Genomic DNA, 18,277 nt, shown 5'->3' on the forward strand with positions numbered 1-18,277 from the left:
GGGGAACTGCGCGACCAGCCCCCACCCGCCCGCAGCCGAACGAATCGGCCGGGCGGGGGAGGCGGGGCGGAGCCCCGCTCTGGGGGCGCGGGGAACTGCGCGAGCAACCCCCACCGGCCCGCGGCCGGGCCACTTCGGACGGGCGGGGGATCAGGGCTACGCGGCATGCGTCAGGCCGAGGCCCGTTCGACCTCGCGGGGGCGCAGGTCCGCGTTCTCCAGGACGTCGCGCAGGTGCTTCTCGGCGACCGGCAGCACCTCCGCGATGGTGACGTCGCGCCCCAGCTCGTACGCCAGGGACGTCACCCCCGCGTCCCGGATCCCGCACGGGATGATCTTGTCGAAGGAGGATGTGTCCGGATTCACGTTCAGGGCGAAGCCGTGCATCGTGACGCCCTTGGCGACCCGGATGCCCATGGCGCAGATCTTCCGGTCCTCGCGCCGCTGCCCGGCGTTGGAGGGCGCGTACTCGGGCCCGTTCAGACGGGGGTCGAACTCCTCGTCCGTCAGCCGCGGGTCGAAGTCGAGGGAGAGCCCGCCGAGCGAGGGGCGTGAGTCGACGGGGTCGCCCAGGACCCAGACGCCCGCCCGGCCCTCCACCCGGCTGGTCTCGACGCCGAATTCGGCGCAGACGCGGATCATGACCTCTTCGAGCCGCCGCAGGTGAGCCACCACGTCCACCGGGCGCGGCAGCTTCTGGATCGGGTAGCCCACGAGCTGTCCGGGCCCGTGCCAGGTGATCTTGCCGCCGCGGTCCACGTCGACCACGGGCGTGCCGTCGAGGGGCCGTTCGTTCTCCGCCGTGCGCCGGCCCGCCGTGTAGACCGGCGGGTGCTCCAGGAGCAGGCAGGTGTCGGGGACCTCGTCCAGGAAACGGGCGGCATGCACACGGCGCTGCTCGTCCCAGGCCTCTTGGTACTCCACGGCCTCGGCACCGAATCCCATGCGGACGAACCGCAACTCACTCACGGCAAGCGCCTCCCTAGAAGAAGCCTCAGAACCTTCAGAACCTTTGGTACGGCATCCGACGGGCCCGTTGTCCGGCAGGCGAAAGAACCTTTCGTCAGGTACGTAACGCGCCCACGCCACTGTACGTCCGGGCCGCACGCGTCAGCCCAGCGGTCAATCCTCACACGATCGGATGAATGTATGTCGAAATGTGCGATCGGGTGCTTACTCTCCGCTACATTCGCGCCGTCCACGAGGCCATAAGGGCTGCTCACAGGCAATCCGGGCACCCAGTGATGTCCGGAAGGCAGGAGACCGCACCGCAGATGACGGAACGACCCGCGCAGCGCACTCCCAATCGTCAGCTCGCCGCGCTCATCGCAGAAGCGGGGTTCTCCAACGCAGGTCTCGCCCGTCGCGTGGACCAGCTCGGCCTCGAACACGGACTTGACCTGAGATATGACAAGACATCGGTGACGCGGTGGCTGCGCGGGCAGCAGCCCCGCGGCACCACGCCCGCCCTCATCGCCGAGGTGTTCACGAGACGCCTCGGCCGCCGCCTCACCGCGCAGGACCTCGGGCTCGACGCCTGCGCACCCGTCTACGCGGGCCTCGAGTTCGCCGCGACCCCCGAGGAGGCCGTCGACATCGTCAGCGGCCTGTGGCGCAAGGACTCCGGCAGCCATGCCGAACTCCGCAAGATCGCCTTCACCCCGGCGGGACTCGTCGTGCCCAGCCGCGACTGGCTCATCGGACGGGCCGACGACCGGGTGAGCCGGGGCGACCAGTCCGCCGCGCGCATCCCCGCCCAGGGGCGCCCCGCGGTCCCCCGCCAGCGCGGCCAGACCGAACGCGGACCCGGCCAGAAGGTCACCGGCGGGGACATCGCCGCCCTTCGGTCGGTCGGTGAACTGTTCCGCGCCCTCGACCACGCCTACGGCGGCGGCCACGCCCGCCAGGCCCTGGTCCGCTACCTGGAGCACGAGGCCGAGCCGATGCTGCGCGGCGTGTACGGCGAGCAGACCGGACGGCGTCTGTTCGCGGCCGCCGCCGACCTCACCCGCCTCGCCGGCTGGACCTCGTACGACATCGCCGCGCACGGGCTCGCGCAGCGCTACTTCGTACAGGCGCTGCGGCTGTCGCAGGCGGCCGGGGACCGGGCGTACGGCTCGTACGTCCTGGTCACCATGAGCCGGCAGGCGGTCTACCTCGGCCACGGGCGGGAGGCCGTGCAGCTCGCCCGGGTCGCCCAGCAGGGCGTCGGCTCGTCCGTGCCGCCCGTCGTCCAGGCGCTGCTGCACTCCGTGGAGGCGCGCGGGCACGGCGTCCTCGGGGAGGTGCGGGCCTGCACGGCGTCGCTGGTGCGTGCCGAGCGGGCCCTCGAATCCGCCCGGCCGGGGGACGAGGCCCCGCCCTGGGCGCGGTTCTTCGACGAGGCGCAGCTCGCCGACGAGTTCGGGCACTGCCACCGGGATCTGCAGCAGTACCGGGCCGCGGCGCAGCACGCCGAGCGCTCGCTGCAGTTGCGGGCGCCCGGGTTCGCGCGCAGCCGGCTGTTCTGCCGGGTGGTGCTCGCCTCGGCACGGCTCGGGCTCGGGGAGCTCGACCAGGCCTGCCAGTTGGGTGCGGAGGCCGCGGGGCAGGCGGCGGAGATGCGGTCGGTCCGGGCCGTCGAGTACGTACGGGACTTCGAGCGGCGGCTCGAACCGTACCGGGACGCGGCACCCGTACGGGGCTACCGGGATCGGGTGGCGGCCCTGGGCTGACTCACGCCGCCGTTTCCAGACGCTCCTCCGCGGCGGCCGGACGGGCGCCCAGGTCCATGAGAAGGGCGTGGGCGGCCCGGCGGCCCGAATGCAGGGCGCCCTGGACCGTTCCGGTGTCCCGGTGGTCCCCGCAGACGTACAGGCCCGCCAGGAGGCGTACAGGGCGGCGCAGGTCGTGCGGAGGGGGCATCGCGGGGACCGCGTCAGGGGTGTGGTGGACCGCGAGGAGTTCCCAGCGGGTCGTCGACGTCCTGTAGAGGCGGGCCAGTTGGGCGCGGACCGCGGTGTCCAGATGGGCGGCGGCCGGGGGAGTGCCCAGCACCGTCGAGGAGACGAGCGCCCGTCCGGCGGGGGCGCGGGAGGGGTCGACCTGGCTGATGACCGCCGTCTGCGCCACCGGGCCGCTGCGGTCGGCGTCCAGGAGCAGGGCGGGGTCGGTCAACGGGGGCTCGTCCGTGGTGTGGTGCAGGACCGTCACCGGATGGAAGGCCGGGACGCGCAGACCGGGCAGCAGCCGGGCCGCGGCGCGGGCTCCGGTCGCCAGCAGGATGGCCCGGCAGGTGAGTTCGCCGTGGTCCTTCGTCGTCACGGTGGTCGTGGAGACCGCGGTGACCTCGACACCGGTGTGGACGGTGCCCGGGGGCAGGGAGGCGGCGAGGAGTTCGGGCAGGGTGTCCGCGCCGCCCTCCGGCAGGCACAGCCGGCCCGACGCGAACGAATGCAGCGCCAGATCGGCGGCGCGGCTGGAGGTGGCGAGGGTGGGGTCGCACAGGAGTGCGGCGAGCAGGGGGCGCAGAAAACCGTCGACCGTACGGGGCGGGAGACCACGGGTGGTCAGCGCCTGTGCGGTGGGGAGATCCGGGCGGGTGAGCAGGCGTTCGGGTGGAGTGACGGCCAGGCGGGCGAGAGCGGTCGCCAGGCGGGTCTGGTCGAGGTGGCCGCCGAGGGGGCCGGGGCGGGAGGCTTGGCTCCGGGGGAGACGGGGGGCGCTTGCGAGGGCGCGCGCGGCGGTGAGTGCGCCCCTTGCGCTCCGGGGGATGACGGGGGCGGCGGCGCGGTGGTGACGGCCGTCGCTGTGCAGCAGCACGCCCGGGGAGAACGGGCGCAGGGCCAGGGTGTTCAGCCCCGGGGTGCGGTGCAGTTCGGGATACGAGGTGGACAGGAGCCGGCCGATGCGGTCGAGCCGGAAGCCGTCCACCTTCTCCGTCGTCATGCGGCCGCCCACGGTGGGGGCGGCCTCCAGAACCTTCGTCGTGAGGCCCGCCCTGGTCAGGTGCTGGGCGGCCGCGAGTCCCGCGGCTCCGGCCCCGACGATGACGACGTCCACGTCCGCCTTGCTTACGGGCTCTAGCACGTGCCCCTCCTCGAGGTTGCGCGGCCGGTGGAGACGTCATGCCCCCAACGGGCTCTAGGGATACCCGAGTTCGGTTCGAAGGTAGGTGCGCGGAGGGCCGCGGACAGTCGCGCGTCGGGCGTGCACGGTCGCATGGGGGTGCACGGGTTCCCTGTCTGCGGGCGAGTGGGGACTGATCGCGCAGTTCCCCGCGCCCCTGGGGCGGGACTCTGCCCCGCATCCCCCGTGTGCCCGATTCGTTTGGCTGCGGGTGCGTGGGGGCTTGGCGCGCAGTTCCCCGCGCCCCTGGGGCGGGGGCTTCGCCCCGCATCCCCGTCCGCCGTTGTCTTTTGGCCGACGGCCGGTGGGGGCTGGTCGCGCAGTTCCCCGCGTCCCTGAAGGGGCGCTGCGCGCATCTTCAGCCTGTCCGGCGTTTGAGGACGAGGCCGTTCAGGCCGATCGGGGGGCTGGGGGCGGAGCCCCCAGGTCGAGGATGGGACGGGTAGGGGCGGCGGGGGCGAAAGACGCTTGTCAGCGCAGGGCCGCTCGCAACGCTCCCTCGATCGACGGGAACGCGAAGGTGAAGCCCGAGGACAGCAGGCGGGAGGGGTGGACACGCTGGCTGCCCAGGATGTCGCCGGACATGTCGCCGAGGGCGAGGCGCAGGAGGGGAGCCGGGGTGGCGAAGACGGTCGGCCGGTGCAGGACGCGCCCCATCGCCTCGGTGATCTCCCGGTTGGTGAGGGGCGTCGGCGCGGTGAGATTCACCGGCCCGGACACCGACGACGTGTCGATGAGGTGCCGGATCGCGGCCACCTCGTCATGGAGGGAGATGAAGCTCCAGTACTGCCGGCCGTCTCCCATCCGCCCACCGAGCCCCGCCTTGAAGAGCGGAAACAGCTTCCCCCACGCCCCGCCCTCCCGCGCCACCACCAGCCCCGTACGGGCGAAGACGGTACGGACACCCGCCTCCTGGGCCGGCGCCGCGGCCCCCTCCCACGCCACGCACACGGAGGGAAGGAAACCCTCCCCGGGCGGCGCCGACTCGTCCACCACCCGGTCGCCCGTCTCGCCGTAGAACCCGATCGCACTCCCGTTGACGAACACCCGCGGCCGCTCGTCGAGCGAGGCCACCGCCTCGGCCAGCGTCGCCGTCCCCCGCACCCGGCTGTCCCGGATCTTCCGCTTGTACGCCTCCGTCCACCGCCGTGAAGCGACCCCCGCCCCCGCGAGGTTGACCACCGCCGCGCACCCGGCGAGCCCCCCGGCGTCCATCCGCTGCCCGTCCGGGTCCCACCGCAGCTCGTCCGTCCCGCGGGGCGCACGCCGTACGAGGCGGACCACCTCGTGTCCGTCCGCGATCAGGGAGCGCGTCAGTGCCGAACCGATCAGGCCGGACGCGCCGGCGATCGCGATACGGGACCTACGGGAATCCGGGGCAAGCGGTGAGTCGTTCATGCGCCCATCCTGCCGCGCGCACGGGGGAAACACCGGCCGGGACTCCACGGGGCCGCCGTACAGTGACCTTCATGCCGGTACCACAGATACGCATCGCCACCCTCGACGACGAGGACGCGCTCGGCCGTCTCGACCGTGCCACCTGGTCCACCCTGCACGCCGTCAAGCCGCGCCCCCAGCCGCCGTACGAATCCTTCTACAACGAGCGGTTCGGCCCCCGGGACCACCACGTGGCCGAACTCGACGGCGTCCTCGTCGGCTACATCAAGCTGGGCTATCCCACGCCCCTCGTCTCCAACTCCCACGTCCGGCAGATCCAGGGACTCGCCGTCGCCGAGGAGGCGCGCGGCACGGGCGTCGGACGGGCGCTGCTGCGGGCCGTGCGGGACGAGGCCCGACGCCAGGGTGCCCGGCGGATCACCCTGCGCGTCCTCGGCCACAACACCCCGGCACGGAAGCTGTACGAGTCCGAGGGCTTCGAGGTGGAGGGCGTCCTGCCCGAGGAGTTCCTGCTCGACGGCGAGTACGTCGACGACGTGTTCATGGGCCGCTTTCTCTGAGCGGCCCCGAAGCCGACCGCCCCGGAGCCGACCACCTCGGGGCCGATGGCTACGAGGTGATCAGGTCGCCCGTGTCCACCTGGGTCGTCGCGGTCGCCGCGCGCCGGGCGTCGCCCGCGACCTCGTCGGCCGTCAGGACGTAACCCGTCTCGTTGTCCGAGGTGGAGCGGGCGAACACGACGCCGTACACCCTGCCGTCGGTGGTGAGGAGCGGGCCGCCGGAGTTGCCGGGGCGGACGGTGGATCGGATCGAGTAGATCTCCCGGGTGACCATGCTCGAGCTGTAGATGTTCTGGCCCCGCGCGTTGATCCGGTTCGCGACCGTGGCCGCCTGGAGATCCAGACCGCCGTCCTGCGGATAGCCCGCGACGACCGCGGAGTCGCCGCGCTCGGCGCTGTCGTCGAAGCGCAGAAGAGGGACCCTGAGGTCCGGTACGTACAGGACCGCGACGTCCTTGCGAGGGTCGAAGAACACCACCCGCGCCGGGTACGCGCGGCCCACACCGCCCACCCGCACGGTCGGGTTGTCGATGCCCGCGACCACATGGGCGTTGGTCATCACATGCTGCGCCGCGTACGCGAACCCGCTGCCCTCCCGGCCCTGGTTGCCCGCGGCGCCCTCGATCTTCACCGTGCTGAGCTTGGCGGCGCTCGTCGCGGCCGCGGTGACGCTGTCGCCGGAGGGCTTCGCGACGCTCGTCGTCGGCTCGTTCTCGAACGGGTTGAAGACCTGCGGGAAACCCGCCTCCGTCAGCGCCGAGGTGGCCCGCGAGAACCAGGTGGGCGTGGTGTCCGGCATCGCGTTCTGTACCGCGCCCAGCAGCGCGGAGTTGCTGATCGACTGGGTGATGAGGGTGGACGAGGAGGCTCCCAGGACGCTCGCGGCCACCCAGGCCACCAGCAGCACCGCCACCGTGTTCGCCGCCGCGCCGCCGATCCCGTCGGCCACCCGCAGCGGCCCCTGGTCCAGTTCGCGGCGGAGTTTCAGCGCCAGCCGGCCCGCCAGCTCGTGGCCCACCACAGCAGGCACCAGCACCGTCAGCACGGCCGTCACCGTCGCCGCCGACGTCCCCGCCGCGACCAGGTCCATCATCCACGGCAACACCCATACGCCGATGACGGCACCGCCGACGAAACCGGCCAGCGAGACACAGCCGGCGACCAGGCCGCGCCGGTAGCCGGACGCCGCGTAAGCAAGGATCACCAGCAACAGCAGGATGTCGAGCAGGTCCACGGAGCCGCCTTTCTCTTGGGCCCCTTAGTACGTGTGGGGCGGGCCCAGTGATCAGGCACGCGCGCGGGGAGCCGGGAAACGGCCGCGCGCGCGTGGACCTGTAAAAACGTCCCGGACCAGGACGATGGTTCCACCAGGTGGCACAGCACACATCGCGGGGGGATCGGAACCGGGCCAGGGTGGCTCCATGCGTGTCTTCCGAAAAGCGTGGGGGGCATGGACGCGGCCCACGCCGAGAGGGCGGGCGCGGCGCGCCGCCGTCGTGCTCGGGTGCGTGCCCGGTCTGCTCGCCGTGCTCACGTTGGTGGTGTGTGCGGCCGGGGTGGACCGGAGGGTCGTCGAACCCGAACCCGAACCCGGATCCGAACGGCCGGCGGCCGCGCCGCTGCCCACGGTCATGCATCGCGCGGTGCGGCCGGTCATCGTGCCGCGGTCGCGGTGGCTGGACGCCAGGAGCACGCGCGCGCAGCCGCCCGCCCGCTACGACGACCACGTCGTCGCGGTCTTCGTGCACCACACCGACTCGCCGAACGCGTACGAGTGCGCCGACGTGCCCCGCATCATCCGCTCCCTCTACGACGGTCAGACCGGTGTCCGGCGGTGGGACGACATCGGGTACAACTTCCTCGTCGACCGCTGCGGCACGATCTACGAAGGGCGGGCGGGAGGGGTCGAGCGGGCCGTCACCGGTGCGCATACGCAGGGGTTCAACCACGGCACCGCGGGGATCGCGGCCATCGGTACGTTCGGGGCGGGGACGCCGGTGCCGCGGGCGCTGACCGAGGCGATCGCCGCGTTGGCGGCGTGGAAGCTGGGGCTGTCCGACGTGGACCCCCGTGCCACGGTGCGGCTCGTCTCCAGCAACAACCTCAGCCGGTACTCCGCCGGTACGGGTGCGCTCCTGCCCACGCTGGCCGGCCACGACGCCGGCTTCATGACCAACTGCCCCGGCGCCGCGCTGACGTCCCAACTCCCCCACATCCGAGCCCGAGCCGCCCACCTCCAGGGCCGCTGACCACGAACGCGTTCACAGACAGGCCACAGTCGGGTCAACGGTGTCTCAGATCGCCGCTCTCTAGCGTTCTTCCCGTAACAGCCGACTGGAGGTGGGGAAGATGAGCAGCAGGCGTACTGAGAAGACGGGCAAGGCGAACAAGGCGGCCGGTGCGGGGGGTTGGAACACCGCTTTGCGGACCCCGTGGACCGTGGCGTGCGCCGTGGTGACGGTCCTCGTGGGACCCGCCGCGGCCACCGCCTCGGCACTGGACCGAGCCAACGCCGCACCCCCGTACCACGCCCACGACAACCACGGGACACACCTCCCGTACGTCACCCCGTACGCCACACTGCCTCAGCCCCTGAAGCGCTCCCACAGCCTGGGATAGCGCTCGGAGAGCACGGACTCGTTCTCGAAGTCGAGCGGCGTACCTTCCGGCTCGGGCGGCGCCGGCGGAATGCCGAGGTCGGGCGCGACGACCCCGGTCAGCTGCTCGTACGCCTCGTCCGCGGCGTAACCGAGTTCCTCACCGTCCCCGTCGAGATCCTCGTCGAAGTCCTCCAGGAGGTCGGCGAGCGCGTCGGGATCGTGCATCGCGCCCTCGAAGACCTCCCGGCCCTGGCCGATCAGCCAGCAGCGGAAGAAGTCGAAGGCGTCGTCGCTCACCCCGTCGAGCAGGACCCATGCCGCGCCCCACAGATCCCAGCGGTAGGCGCGGTTGTAGCGGGCCTCGAAGTGACGGGCGAAGTCGAGCACGGCGTCCGGGTCCAGCTGGACGAGCCGCTCGACGAGCAGGTCGGCGTGGTCCTCGGGGTCGCCCTCGACGGCCTCGCGGGTCGTGTCCACCAGCTCCCAGAACTCCGTCTCGTCCATCACGGGTCCAGCATCGGGCCTGAACGGGAGTGACGCACGCGGAGTGCCGCAGATTGTTATGCGTGCACATGCCGACGGTAAAACCGCGGGCTACGAGGCGTTTTCCCGGTACAGCGCCGCCAGCCGCACCGCGTCCCCCGCGAAACGGCCCCGCAGCGCCGCGGGCGAGAGCACCTCCACCTCCGGCCCGAGCCCCGTCAGTTGCGCATGGGCGACCTCCTCGGACTCGACGGGGAGGGTGACCGTCACCCAGCCCCGCCCGTCGGGGTCACCGCACCCGCCCAGCGCCTGCCTCGCGGACGCGGGGTCGACGGCGTACGGAAGTCTCCGCACGCCCTCCGGAGACAGTCGCACGACGGCCTGCGCCCGCAGGATGGACCGCGCGAACTGCCCGGCCCGCTCGGCCCAGAACCCGGGCAGGTCGAACCCCGCCTCCCGGGTGAAGCACTCCGCGGCGGGCCGCACCTCGGTGAAGCGGTCGATGCGGTAGACCCGGAAGGGGCCGGGTCCGTCTTGCCCGGGTCCGTCTTGCCCGGGTTCGGGCACCCGCGCGCACAGGTACCAGATCCCCGCCTTCAGCACGAGCCCGTACGGTTCGAGGACCCGCTCCACCTCCGCCGTCCCGCGCCGGTACCCCGCGGTGATCCGACGGTCGTCCCAGACCGCCTCCGCGATCGCGGGCAGCAGCTCGGGCGTCTCCGGCTCGTCGAACCAGGCGGGCGCGTCCAGATGGAACCGCTGTCCCGCCGCCCGCGAGGCGTCCCGCAGGGAGGGGAGGAGGGCGGCGGACACCTTCAGGCGGGCGGCCGAGGCGGCGTCCTGAAGACCCATGTCCCGCAGGGCCCCCGGCACACCGCTCAGGAACAGCGCCTCCGCCTCCGTCCGCGCCAGGCCCGTGAGCCTGGTGCGGTAGCCGCCGATCAGGCGATAGCCCCCGGTCCTGCCTCGATCGGCGTACACCGGAACGCCCGCCTCCGACAGCGCCTGCGCGTCCCGCGTGATGGTCCGCTCGGACACCTCGAGCTCCCGCGCCAGCTCGGCGGCGGTCATCGACGGCCGCGACTGGAGCAGCAGCACCATCTTGATCAGGCGGGCAGCGCGCATACGGCCATGATGCCGGGCCCCACTGACAACGAAGGGGCGCGCCGGAAGGCCGAGGAGCGAGCCGGAACGCCGAAGGGCGCGGCGGCCGTGGCCACCGCGCCCCTCATGAAACAGGCGGACCGTCAGAGCCCGTAGCGCTCCCGCGCTTCCTTCACCGCGGACGCCTTGACCTCGCCCCGCCGTGCCAGCTGCGCCAGCGCCGCGACGACGATCGACTGCGCGTCGACGCCGAAGTGGCGACGGGCCGCCGCACGGGTGTCGGAGATGCCGAAGCCGTCGGCACCGAGCGAGGAGTAGTCCTGCTCGACCCACTGCGCGATCTGGTCCGGGACCTGGCGCATGTAGTCGGAGACCGCGAGGACCGGGCCCTCGGCGCCCTGCAGCGCCCGGCGGACGAACGGCACCCGCTCCTCGCCGCGCAGCAGGGCCGCGTCGGCCTCCAGCGCGTCGCGCCGCAGCTCCGTCCAGGAGGTCGCGGACCACACGTCGGCGGCCACGCCCCACTCCTCGGCGAGCAGCTTCTGCGCCTCGAGGGTCCAGTGGATCGCCGTGCCGGAGCCCAGCAGCTGGATGCGCGGGGCGTTGGCGACGGGGGACAGGCCCGCCGACTCGGCCGTGTTGAAGCGGTACAGGCCCTTGACGATGCCCTCGTCGACACCGAGGCCGCCCGGCTTGGCGGGCTGCGGCATCGGCTCGTTGTAGACCGTCAGGTAGTAGAAGACGTTCGGGTCCTCGCCCGGGGTCGCCTCGCCGTACATCCGGCGCAGACCGTCCTTGACGATCGTCGCGATCTCGTACGCGAACGCCGGGTCGTAGGACAGGGCGGCCGGGTTGGTCGCGGCGATGACCGGGGAGTGGCCGTCGGCGTGCTGGAGGCCCTCGCCCGTCAGCGTCGTACGGCCGGCCGTGGCGCCGACCAGGAAGCCGCGGCCGAGCTGGTCGCCGAGCTGCCACATCTGGTCGGCAGTGCGCTGCCAGCCGAACATCGAGTAGAAGATGTAGAAGGGGATCATCGCTTCGCCGTGCGTGGCGTACGCGGTGGACGCGGCGATGAAGTCCGCCATGGAGCCGGCCTCGGTGATCCCCTCGTTGAGGATCTGGCCGTCCGTGGCCTCCTTGTAGTACATCAGCTGGTCGCGGTCGACCGGCTCGTACGTCTGGCCCTTGGGCGAGTAGATGCCGAGGGAGGGGAAGAGGCTCTCCATGCCGAAGGTGCGCGCCTCGTCGGGGACGATCGGCACCCAGCGCTTGCCGGTCTGCTTGTCGCGGACCAGGTCCTTGACCAGGCGTACGAAGGCCATCGTCGTCGCGATGTTCTGCGAGCCGGAGCCCTTGTCGAAGGACGCGAACGCCTTGTCCGCGGGGGCGGGCAGCGGGGCGAGGGCGTGCGTACGGCGGGCCGGGGCCGGGCCGCCGAGGGCCGCGCGGCGCTCCTGGAGGTAACGGACCTCGGGGGCGTCGGCGCCCGGGTGGCCGTAGGGGACCACGCCGTCGATGAACTGGCTGTCGGAGATGGGGAGTTCGAGCAGGTCACGCATCTGCTTGAACTCGTCCACCGACAGCTTCTTCATCTGGTGGTTGGCATTCTTGGACGCGAAGCCCTTGCCGAGGGTGAAGCCCTTGACCGTCTGGGCCAGGATCACCGTCGGCGCGCCCTTGTGGGCAAGGGCGGCGCGGTAGGCCGCGTACACCTTGTGCGGCTCGTGGCCACCGCGGGAGATGTGGAAGCACTCGAGGATCTTGTCGTCGCCGATCAGCTTCGCCATCTCGACGAGGGCCGGGTCGGAGCCGAAGAAGTCCTGGCGGATGTAGGCGGCGTCGCGGGTCTGGTACGTCTGTACCTGCGCGTCGGGTACCTCGCGCAGACGGCGTACGAGAGCGCCCGTGGTGTCGAGCTGGAACAGCTCGTCCCAGGCCGAGCCCCACAGCGACTTCACGACGTTCCAGCCGGAGCCGCGGAACCGGGCCTCCAGTTCCTGCACGATCTTGAAGTTGGCGCGGACCGGACCGTCGAGGCGCTGCAGGTTGCAGTTGATGACGAAGGTCAGGTTGTCCAGGCCCTCGCGGGAGGCGAGCGTGAGTGCGGCCGTCGACTCCGGCTCGTCCATCTCGCCGTCACCGAGGAACGCCCACACGTGGGACTGCGAGACGTCCTTGATGCCGCGGCTGGTCAGATAGCGGTTGAAGCGCGCCTGGTAGATCGCCGACAGCGGGCCGAGGCCCATCGAGACGGTCGGGAACTCCCAGAGCCAGGGCAGGCGCCGCGGGTGCGGGTACGACGGGAGGCCGTTGCCGCCCGCCTCCTGGCGGAAGTTGTCGAGCTGCTGCTCGTTCAGCCGGCCGTCGAGGAAGGCGCGGGCGTAGATGCCGGGGGAGGCGTGGCCCTGGATGTAGAGCTGGTCGCCGGAGCCGTCCCCCTCCTTGCCCTTGAAGAAGTGGTTGAAGCCGATCTCGTAGAGCCAGGCCGCGGAGGCGAAGGTGGCGATGTGGCCGCCGACGCCGGCTTTCGCGCCCCGGGTCACCATCGCCGCCGCGTTCCAGCGGTTCCAGGCGGTGATCCGGGCCTCCATCGCCGCGTCGCCGTCCATGACGGGCTCGGAGGCGGTGGGGATGGTGTTGACGTAGTCGGTCTCAAGCAGCTTGGGCAGCGCGAGACCGTTGCCCTCGGCGCGCTCCAGGGTGCGGCGCATCAGGTACGCGGCACGGTGCGGCCCGGCCGCCTGGGTGACGGCGTCCAGGGAGGCCTGCCATTCGGCGGTCTCCTCGGGGTCGCGGTCCGGGAGCTGGTCGAGCTCGCTCGGCTGGATAGCGGTGGGGTCGGTCATTGCGCCGCCTTCCGGAGTCGAAGGGGTTCCCTACGAGGGTTGTTCGGGTGCCCTTTGTCTTTGGCAGGACAGGGCGGCGGGCTCTGGTGAAAGCCCACCGATGACTCTAACTCCCTGATCGATGATCGATCAAAGGGTTCAAGCCGAAAACCTCTTCGTATCGCGAAAGTCGGCACGGGGTGCCTTGACGGTAGGCACCGGGTGCCTTGGATTCCCAGGGTTTCCCCAGGTGAGCGTGGGTGTGCTCGGCTGTGTCACGGGCGCGGCGCGCAGCCCAGCACGTGTGCCTTCACCAGGTCGGCGATCAGTGGATCCCGGCGCCGGAAGGCGTCCACGAGCGCCTCGTGCTCCTCCGCGTACGACTGCTGGACGGTTCCCAGCCAGCGGATGGACAGGGCGGTGAAGACCTCGATGCCCAGGCCCTCCCAGGTGTGCAGGAGGACGGAGTTGCCCGCGGCGCGCACGAGTTCGCGGTGGAAGGCGACGGTGTGGCGGACCTGGCCGGTGCCGTCCGACAGCCGGTCGGCCTCGTACAGCGCCGCGACGTGCGGCTCCAGGGCCGAGCAGTCCTGGGCGAGCCGCTCGGCCGCCAGTTCGGCCGCGATGGCCTCCAGACCGGCCCGTACGGGGTAGCTCTCCTCCAGATCGGCGGCCGTCAGGTTGCGCACGCGTACGCCCTTGTTGGGCGCCGACTCGATCAGCCGCAGGGACTCCAGCTCGCGCAGCGCCTCCCGGACCGGGGTCTGGCTGACCTCCAGCTCGGTCGCGATCCGCCGCTCGACGATCCGCTCGCCCGGCTTCCAGCGCCCGCTGACGATCCCCTCCACGATGTGCTGGCGGATCTGTTCGCGCAGCGAGTGGACGACGGGCGCGGTCATGACGGGCTCCTTCACTCGGGGCGGGCCGGCCCCTAGGGCGTTGACCTTTAGACAATAAGGCCGCAGCCCTGTCGGGGAGAGGCGCACGGGGGCGCTTTCCCGCAGGTGAGACGAGACTTACACGCTGTCAGAGCGGCCGCGGCTGTCAAGACCCGTACCGGGTGGGATCCGGAGGCGTCACGTCCGTGTCACCCGGAGAACCCGCGGACCCCGCACGGTGTGTGGGTCGACACAGGGGTTTCGGCGCGGGGGCTTCCCCGGGGCTCGCGTGAACGGCAGGGGGTCGGCATGGGCGGATGGGGACGGAAGCGGGGATTTCGCTGGGCGGTGGCGGCCGGGGCGCTCGTGGCCGTGGCAGCGTGCGGGCCCGTGGACACGGGGGCGGCCGCGCAGCCGGGTGTGACGCGGGCCCACGGCACCTCGGACGCCTCCGGCGGCGCGTGTGTCTTCGTCAAGCCGGACGGCGCGCAGAAGTTCGGGCACGTCGGCTGGGGCTTCCGGATCACCGGCACCGACCGGTGGGTGTACGGCGCGGTGGAGAACCCGTCGAACGCGCTCTACACCCCGCCCGGCGGTGACATCGGCGCCTGGCACGCGGAGGGCACGTACGCCCGGATGCTCGGCGACATGTCACGTGACGCGGAGTATCCGGGGAAGTCCACGCATCCGTACAGCCGCTACCGCTGCACCGGCTCGTCGACCAGTGACGTGCGGGCCGCCCGCGCCATGATCCGTACGGTCGAGAAGCGGGGATTCCTCGTCGGCGTCGACCCGGCGACGGGGGACCTCGGTTCGCGCGACTGCCTGGACGCCACGTACGACGTCCTCAAGGCGTACCGGACGCGGCACCTGACCCCCGCGTACCAGACGGAGATCCCGAACATGTGGGTGGAGACGCTGGTGCTGTGGTCGGACGGCGCTCTGAAGCCGCGGTGACTCGGAGGGGAAACGCGAAGCCCCCGTCCGGAAGGTTCCGGACGGGGGCTTCGCGCGAGCGGGGGTTGTTACAGGCCGAGCTCGACCTCGAACTCGCCCGCCTCCAGGATCGCCTTGACCGCGGTCAGGTAACGGGCCGCGTCGGCGCCGTCCACCAGACGGTGGTCGTAGGAGAGCGTCAGGTACGTCATGTCGCGGACGCCGATGACCGTACCCTCCTCCGTCTCGATGACGGCCGGACGCTTGACCGTGGCACCGATGCCGAGGATCGCGACCTGGTTCGGCGGCACGATGATCGTGTCGAAGAGCGCGCCGCGCGAGCCGGTGTTGGAGATGGTGAAGGTCGCGCCGGACAGCTCGTCCGGAGTGATCTTGTTCGCCCGGACCTTGCCCGCCAGGTCGGCGGTGGCCTTGGCGATACCGGCGATGTTCAGGTCGCCCGCGTGCTTGATGACCGGGGTCATCAGGCCCTTCTCCGAGTCCACCGCGATACCGATGTTCTCGGTGTCGAAGTAGGTGATCGTGCCCTCGTCCACGTTGATCCGGGCGTTGACGGCCGGGTGGGCCTTCAGCGCCTGGGCCGCCGCCTTCACGAAGAACGGCATCGGGGAGAGCTTGACGCCCTCGCGGGCCGCGAAGGAGTCCTTCGCCTGCGCGCGGAGCTTCATCAGGCGGGTGATGTCGACCTCGACGACCGAGGACAGCTGGGCCTGCTCGTGCAGGGCCTTCACCATGTTGTCGCCGATGACCTTGCGGATGCGGGTCATCTTGACGGTCTGACCGCGGAGCGGGGAGACCTCCAGGGTCGGGGCCTTCTTGGCCACCGGGGCGGCGGCAGCGGCCGGAGCCGGGGCAGCGGCGGCGGCCTTCGCGGCCTCGGCGGCGGCGATGACGTCCTGCTTGCGGATACGACCGCCGACGCCGGTGCCCTTGACGGCGGCCAGGTCGACGCCGTTCTCGGCGGCGAGCTTGCGCACCAGCGGGGTCACGTACGCGCCGTCGTCAACAGCGGCGGCGGCGGGCGCCGGAGCCGGGGTGACGGGGGCGGGCGCGGCGACCGGCGCGGGGGCCGGAGCCGGCGCGGCGGGCGCGACCGGGGCGGCGGCCTGGACCGGAGCCGGGGGAGCGACGGGGGCGACCGGGGCGGCCGGAGCCGGGGCGGGCGCCGGAGCAGCGGGGGCGGCCGGGGCCGGGGCGGCAGCGACGGGGGCCGGAGCCGCGGGAGCCGGAGCGGCGGCCGGAGCCGCGCCCGGGGCACCGATGACGGCGAGCTTCGCGCCGACCTCGGCGGTCTCGTCCTCGGCGACCACGATCTCCAGCAGCACGCCGGCGACCGGCGCGGGGATCTCGGTGTCGACCTTGTCCGTGGAGACCTCGAGCAGCGGCTCGTCCTCCGCGACCTCCTCGCCGACCTCCTTGAGCCAGCGGGTGACGGTGCCCTCGGTGACCGACTCGCCCAGCGCGGGCAGCACGACGTCGGTGCCGGAGGCGCCACCGGCCGGAGCGGCGGGGGCGGCGGCGGGGGTGGCGGCGGGGGCCGGAGCGACCGGAGCCGCGGGGGCCTCGGCGACCGGGGCCGGAGCCGGAGCCGGGGCGGCCACGGGCTCGGCGGCCGGAGCGGGGGCGGCGGCGGGCGCGCCCGTGCCGTCGTCGATGACGGCCAGCTCGGCGCCGACCTCGACCGTCTCGTCCTCGGCGACCTTGATGGACGCGAGCACACCGGCGGCGGGGGAGGGGATCTCGGTGTCGACCTTGTCGGTCGACACCTCGAGCAGCGGCTCGTCGGCCTCGACGCGCTCGCCCTCGGCCTTCAGCCAGCGAGTGACAGTGCCCTCGGTGACGCTCTCACCGAGCGCCGGAAGGGTTACGGAAACCGGCATGGTTTCTGTTGCTCCTTACGAATGGTGCGGAAGTCTGTGGTCGTCGTCGCGCCCAGGGGCGACGCGGTGACTGAAATCAGCCGGGGACTGGATCAGTCGTGCGAATGCAGCGGCTTGCCCGCGAGGGCCAGGTGGGCCTCGCCGAGCGCCTCGCTCTGCGTCGGGTGGGCGTGGATGAGCTGGGCGACCTCGGCGGGCAGCGCCTCCCAGTTGTAGATCAGCTGGGCTTCGCCGACCTGCTCGCCCATGCGGTCGCCGACCATGTGGACGCCGACCACGGCACCGTCCTTCACCTGGACGAGCTTGATCTCGCCGGCGGTGTTGAGGATCTTGCTCTTGCCGTTGCCCGCCAGGTTGTACTTCAGGGCGACGACCTTGTCCGCACCGTAGATCTCCTTGGCCTTGGCCTCGGTGATGCCCACGGAGGCGACCTCGGGGTGGCAGTACGTCACCCGGGGAACTCCGTCGTAGTCGATCGGAACGGACTTGAGCCCCGCCAGACGCTCCGCCACCAGAATGCCCTCGGCGAAGCCGACGTGCGCGAGCTGGAGCGTCGGGACCAGGTCACCGACGGCGGAGATGGTCGGGACGTTCGTCCGCATGTACTCGTCGACCAGGACATAGCCGCGGTCCATCGCGACGCCCTGCTCCTCGTAGCCGAGACCGGCCGAGACCGGGCCGCGGCCGACGGCGACGAGCAGCACCTCGGCCTCGAACTCCTTGCCGTCGGCGAGGGTGACCTTGACACCGGTCTGGGTGTACTCGGCCTTCGAGAAGAAGGTGCCCAGGTTGAACTTGATGCCGCGCTTGCGGAACGCGCGCTCAAGAAGCTTGGAGGAGTTCTCGTCCTCGACCGGGACGAGGTGCTTGAGGCCCTCGATCACCGTCACGTCGGTGCCGAAGGACTTCCACGCGGAGGCGAACTCGACGCCGATGACGCCGCCGCCGAGCACGATCGCGGACTGCGGGACGCGGTCCAGGACCAGCGCGTGGTCGGAGGAGATGATCCGGTCGCCGTCGATCTCCAGGCCCGGCAGCGACTTCGGCACGGAGCCGGTCGCCAGCAGCACGTGGCGGCCCGTGATGCGCTGGCCGTTCACGTCGACCGAGGTCGGGGACGACAGGCGGCCCGTGCCCTCGATGTACGTCACCTTGCGGGACGCGATGAGACCCTGCAGACCCTTGTACAGGCCCGAGATGACCCCGTCCTTGTACTTGTGGACGGCCGGGACGTCGATGCCCTCGAAGGTGGCCTTGACGCCGAACTGCTCGCTCTCGCGGGCCTGGTCGGCGATCTCGCCCGCGTGCAGCAGGGCCTTGGTGGGGATGCATCCCCGGTGCAGGCAGGTACCGCCGACCTTGTCCTTCTCGATCAGGGCGACGTCCAGACCCAGCTGCGCCCCGCGGAGCGCCGCGGCGTAACCGCCACTGCCACCGCCGAGGATCACTAGGTCGAAAACGGTGCTGGCGTCGTTCGCCACGTCAC

15 protein-coding genes are annotated in these 18,277 nt (G+C 71.9%); 5 read left to right on the top strand and 10 right to left on the bottom strand.

Annotation, left to right across the window (positions count from 1 at the left end):
- Positions 1-170: 170 nt before the first annotated feature.
- Positions 171-968: a lipoyl(octanoyl) transferase LipB gene (gene lipB, locus OG568_RS35360; RefSeq protein ID WP_266414639.1), complete on the bottom strand. Its 798-nt coding sequence runs from the start codon at positions 966-968 to the stop codon at positions 171-173.
- 305 nt (positions 969-1,273) lie between these two features.
- On the opposite strand from lipB, the gene OG568_RS35365 reads away from it, so the two are divergent.
- The gene (locus OG568_RS35365) at positions 1,274-2,713 is read left to right on the top strand and encodes a regulator (protein WP_329534497.1); all 1,440 of its coding nucleotides are present in this window, start codon (positions 1,274-1,276) and stop codon (positions 2,711-2,713) included.
- A gap of 1 nt (position 2,714) precedes the next feature.
- On the opposite strand, the gene OG568_RS35370 is transcribed toward OG568_RS35365, so the two are convergent.
- On the bottom strand, positions 2,715-4,067 hold the full coding sequence (locus tag OG568_RS35370) for an NAD(P)/FAD-dependent oxidoreductase (RefSeq protein WP_329534498.1): 1,353 nt from the start codon (positions 4,065-4,067) through the stop codon (positions 2,715-2,717).
- Positions 4,068-4,577: 510 nt separating this feature from the next.
- Positions 4,578-5,504 carry a TIGR01777 family oxidoreductase gene (locus OG568_RS35375; protein WP_329534499.1) on the bottom strand — a complete coding sequence of 309 codons (927 nt, stop codon included), beginning with the start codon at positions 5,502-5,504 and terminating at the stop codon, positions 4,578-4,580.
- Positions 5,505-5,575: 71 nt separating this feature from the next.
- Between OG568_RS35375 and OG568_RS35380 the strand changes: the two genes are divergently transcribed.
- Positions 5,576-6,064, top strand: a complete 489-nt coding sequence (locus OG568_RS35380; RefSeq protein WP_266582131.1) for a GNAT family N-acetyltransferase — start codon at positions 5,576-5,578, stop codon at positions 6,062-6,064.
- Positions 6,065-6,113: 49 nt separating this feature from the next.
- On the opposite strand, the gene OG568_RS35385 is transcribed toward OG568_RS35380, so the two are convergent.
- The gene (locus OG568_RS35385; protein ID WP_266414649.1) at positions 6,114-7,298 is read right to left on the bottom strand and encodes a MarP family serine protease; all 1,185 of its coding nucleotides are present in this window, start codon (positions 7,296-7,298) and stop codon (positions 6,114-6,116) included.
- Positions 7,299-7,485: 187 nt separating this feature from the next.
- Between OG568_RS35385 and OG568_RS35390 the strand changes: the two genes are divergently transcribed.
- Positions 7,486-8,313, top strand: a complete 828-nt coding sequence (locus OG568_RS35390; protein ID WP_329534500.1) for a peptidoglycan recognition protein family protein — start codon at positions 7,486-7,488, stop codon at positions 8,311-8,313.
- Between the two features lie 100 nt (positions 8,314-8,413).
- Positions 8,414-8,683, top strand: a complete 270-nt coding sequence (locus OG568_RS35395) for a hypothetical protein (protein ID WP_266582129.1) — start codon at positions 8,414-8,416, stop codon at positions 8,681-8,683.
- Here the strand turns inward: OG568_RS35395 and OG568_RS35400 are convergent.
- From OG568_RS35400 to OG568_RS35415, 4 genes are all read right to left on the bottom strand, one after another.
- Complete coding sequence (locus tag OG568_RS35400) at positions 8,650-9,168, bottom strand: DUF4240 domain-containing protein (protein WP_266421857.1); 519 nt, start codon at positions 9,166-9,168, stop codon at positions 8,650-8,652. The two genes, OG568_RS35395 and OG568_RS35400, sit on opposite strands and share 34 nt — an antisense overlap.
- 90 nt (positions 9,169-9,258) lie before the next feature.
- The gene (locus OG568_RS35405) at positions 9,259-10,272 is read right to left on the bottom strand and encodes a helix-turn-helix transcriptional regulator (RefSeq protein ID WP_329534501.1); all 1,014 of its coding nucleotides are present in this window, start codon (positions 10,270-10,272) and stop codon (positions 9,259-9,261) included.
- Positions 10,273-10,394: 122 nt separating this feature from the next.
- The gene (gene aceE / locus OG568_RS35410; protein WP_329534502.1) at positions 10,395-13,097 is read right to left on the bottom strand and encodes a pyruvate dehydrogenase (acetyl-transferring), homodimeric type; all 2,703 of its coding nucleotides are present in this window, start codon (positions 13,095-13,097) and stop codon (positions 10,395-10,397) included.
- 254 nt (positions 13,098-13,351) lie between these two features.
- Positions 13,352-13,975, bottom strand: a complete 624-nt coding sequence (locus OG568_RS35415) for a GntR family transcriptional regulator (protein ID WP_266414659.1) — start codon at positions 13,973-13,975, stop codon at positions 13,352-13,354.
- Between the two features lie 288 nt (positions 13,976-14,263).
- On the opposite strand from OG568_RS35415, the gene OG568_RS35420 reads away from it, so the two are divergent.
- Positions 14,264-14,911, top strand: coding sequence for a hypothetical protein (locus OG568_RS35420; RefSeq protein ID WP_329534503.1), 648 nt, complete (start codon positions 14,264-14,266; stop codon positions 14,909-14,911).
- Positions 14,912-14,979: 68 nt separating this feature from the next.
- Here OG568_RS35420 and sucB read toward each other — a convergent pair whose 3' ends face one another.
- Together sucB and lpdA are read right to left on the bottom strand one after the other, a co-directional pair.
- Positions 14,980-16,791 carry a 2-oxoglutarate dehydrogenase, E2 component, dihydrolipoamide succinyltransferase gene (gene sucB, locus OG568_RS35425; RefSeq protein ID WP_329534504.1) on the bottom strand — a complete coding sequence of 604 codons (1,812 nt, stop codon included), beginning with the start codon at positions 16,789-16,791 and terminating at the stop codon, positions 14,980-14,982.
- A 92-nt stretch (positions 16,792-16,883) separates the two neighbouring features.
- Positions 16,884-18,272 carry a dihydrolipoyl dehydrogenase gene (gene lpdA, locus OG568_RS35430; protein WP_266414664.1) on the bottom strand — a complete coding sequence of 463 codons (1,389 nt, stop codon included), beginning with the start codon at positions 18,270-18,272 and terminating at the stop codon, positions 16,884-16,886.
- Positions 18,273-18,277: the final 5 nt, after the last annotated feature.

Origin of the sequence: Streptomyces sp. NBC_01450, assembly GCF_036227505.1 — a bacterium.
Classification (GTDB): domain Bacteria; phylum Actinomycetota; class Actinomycetes; order Streptomycetales; family Streptomycetaceae; genus Streptomyces.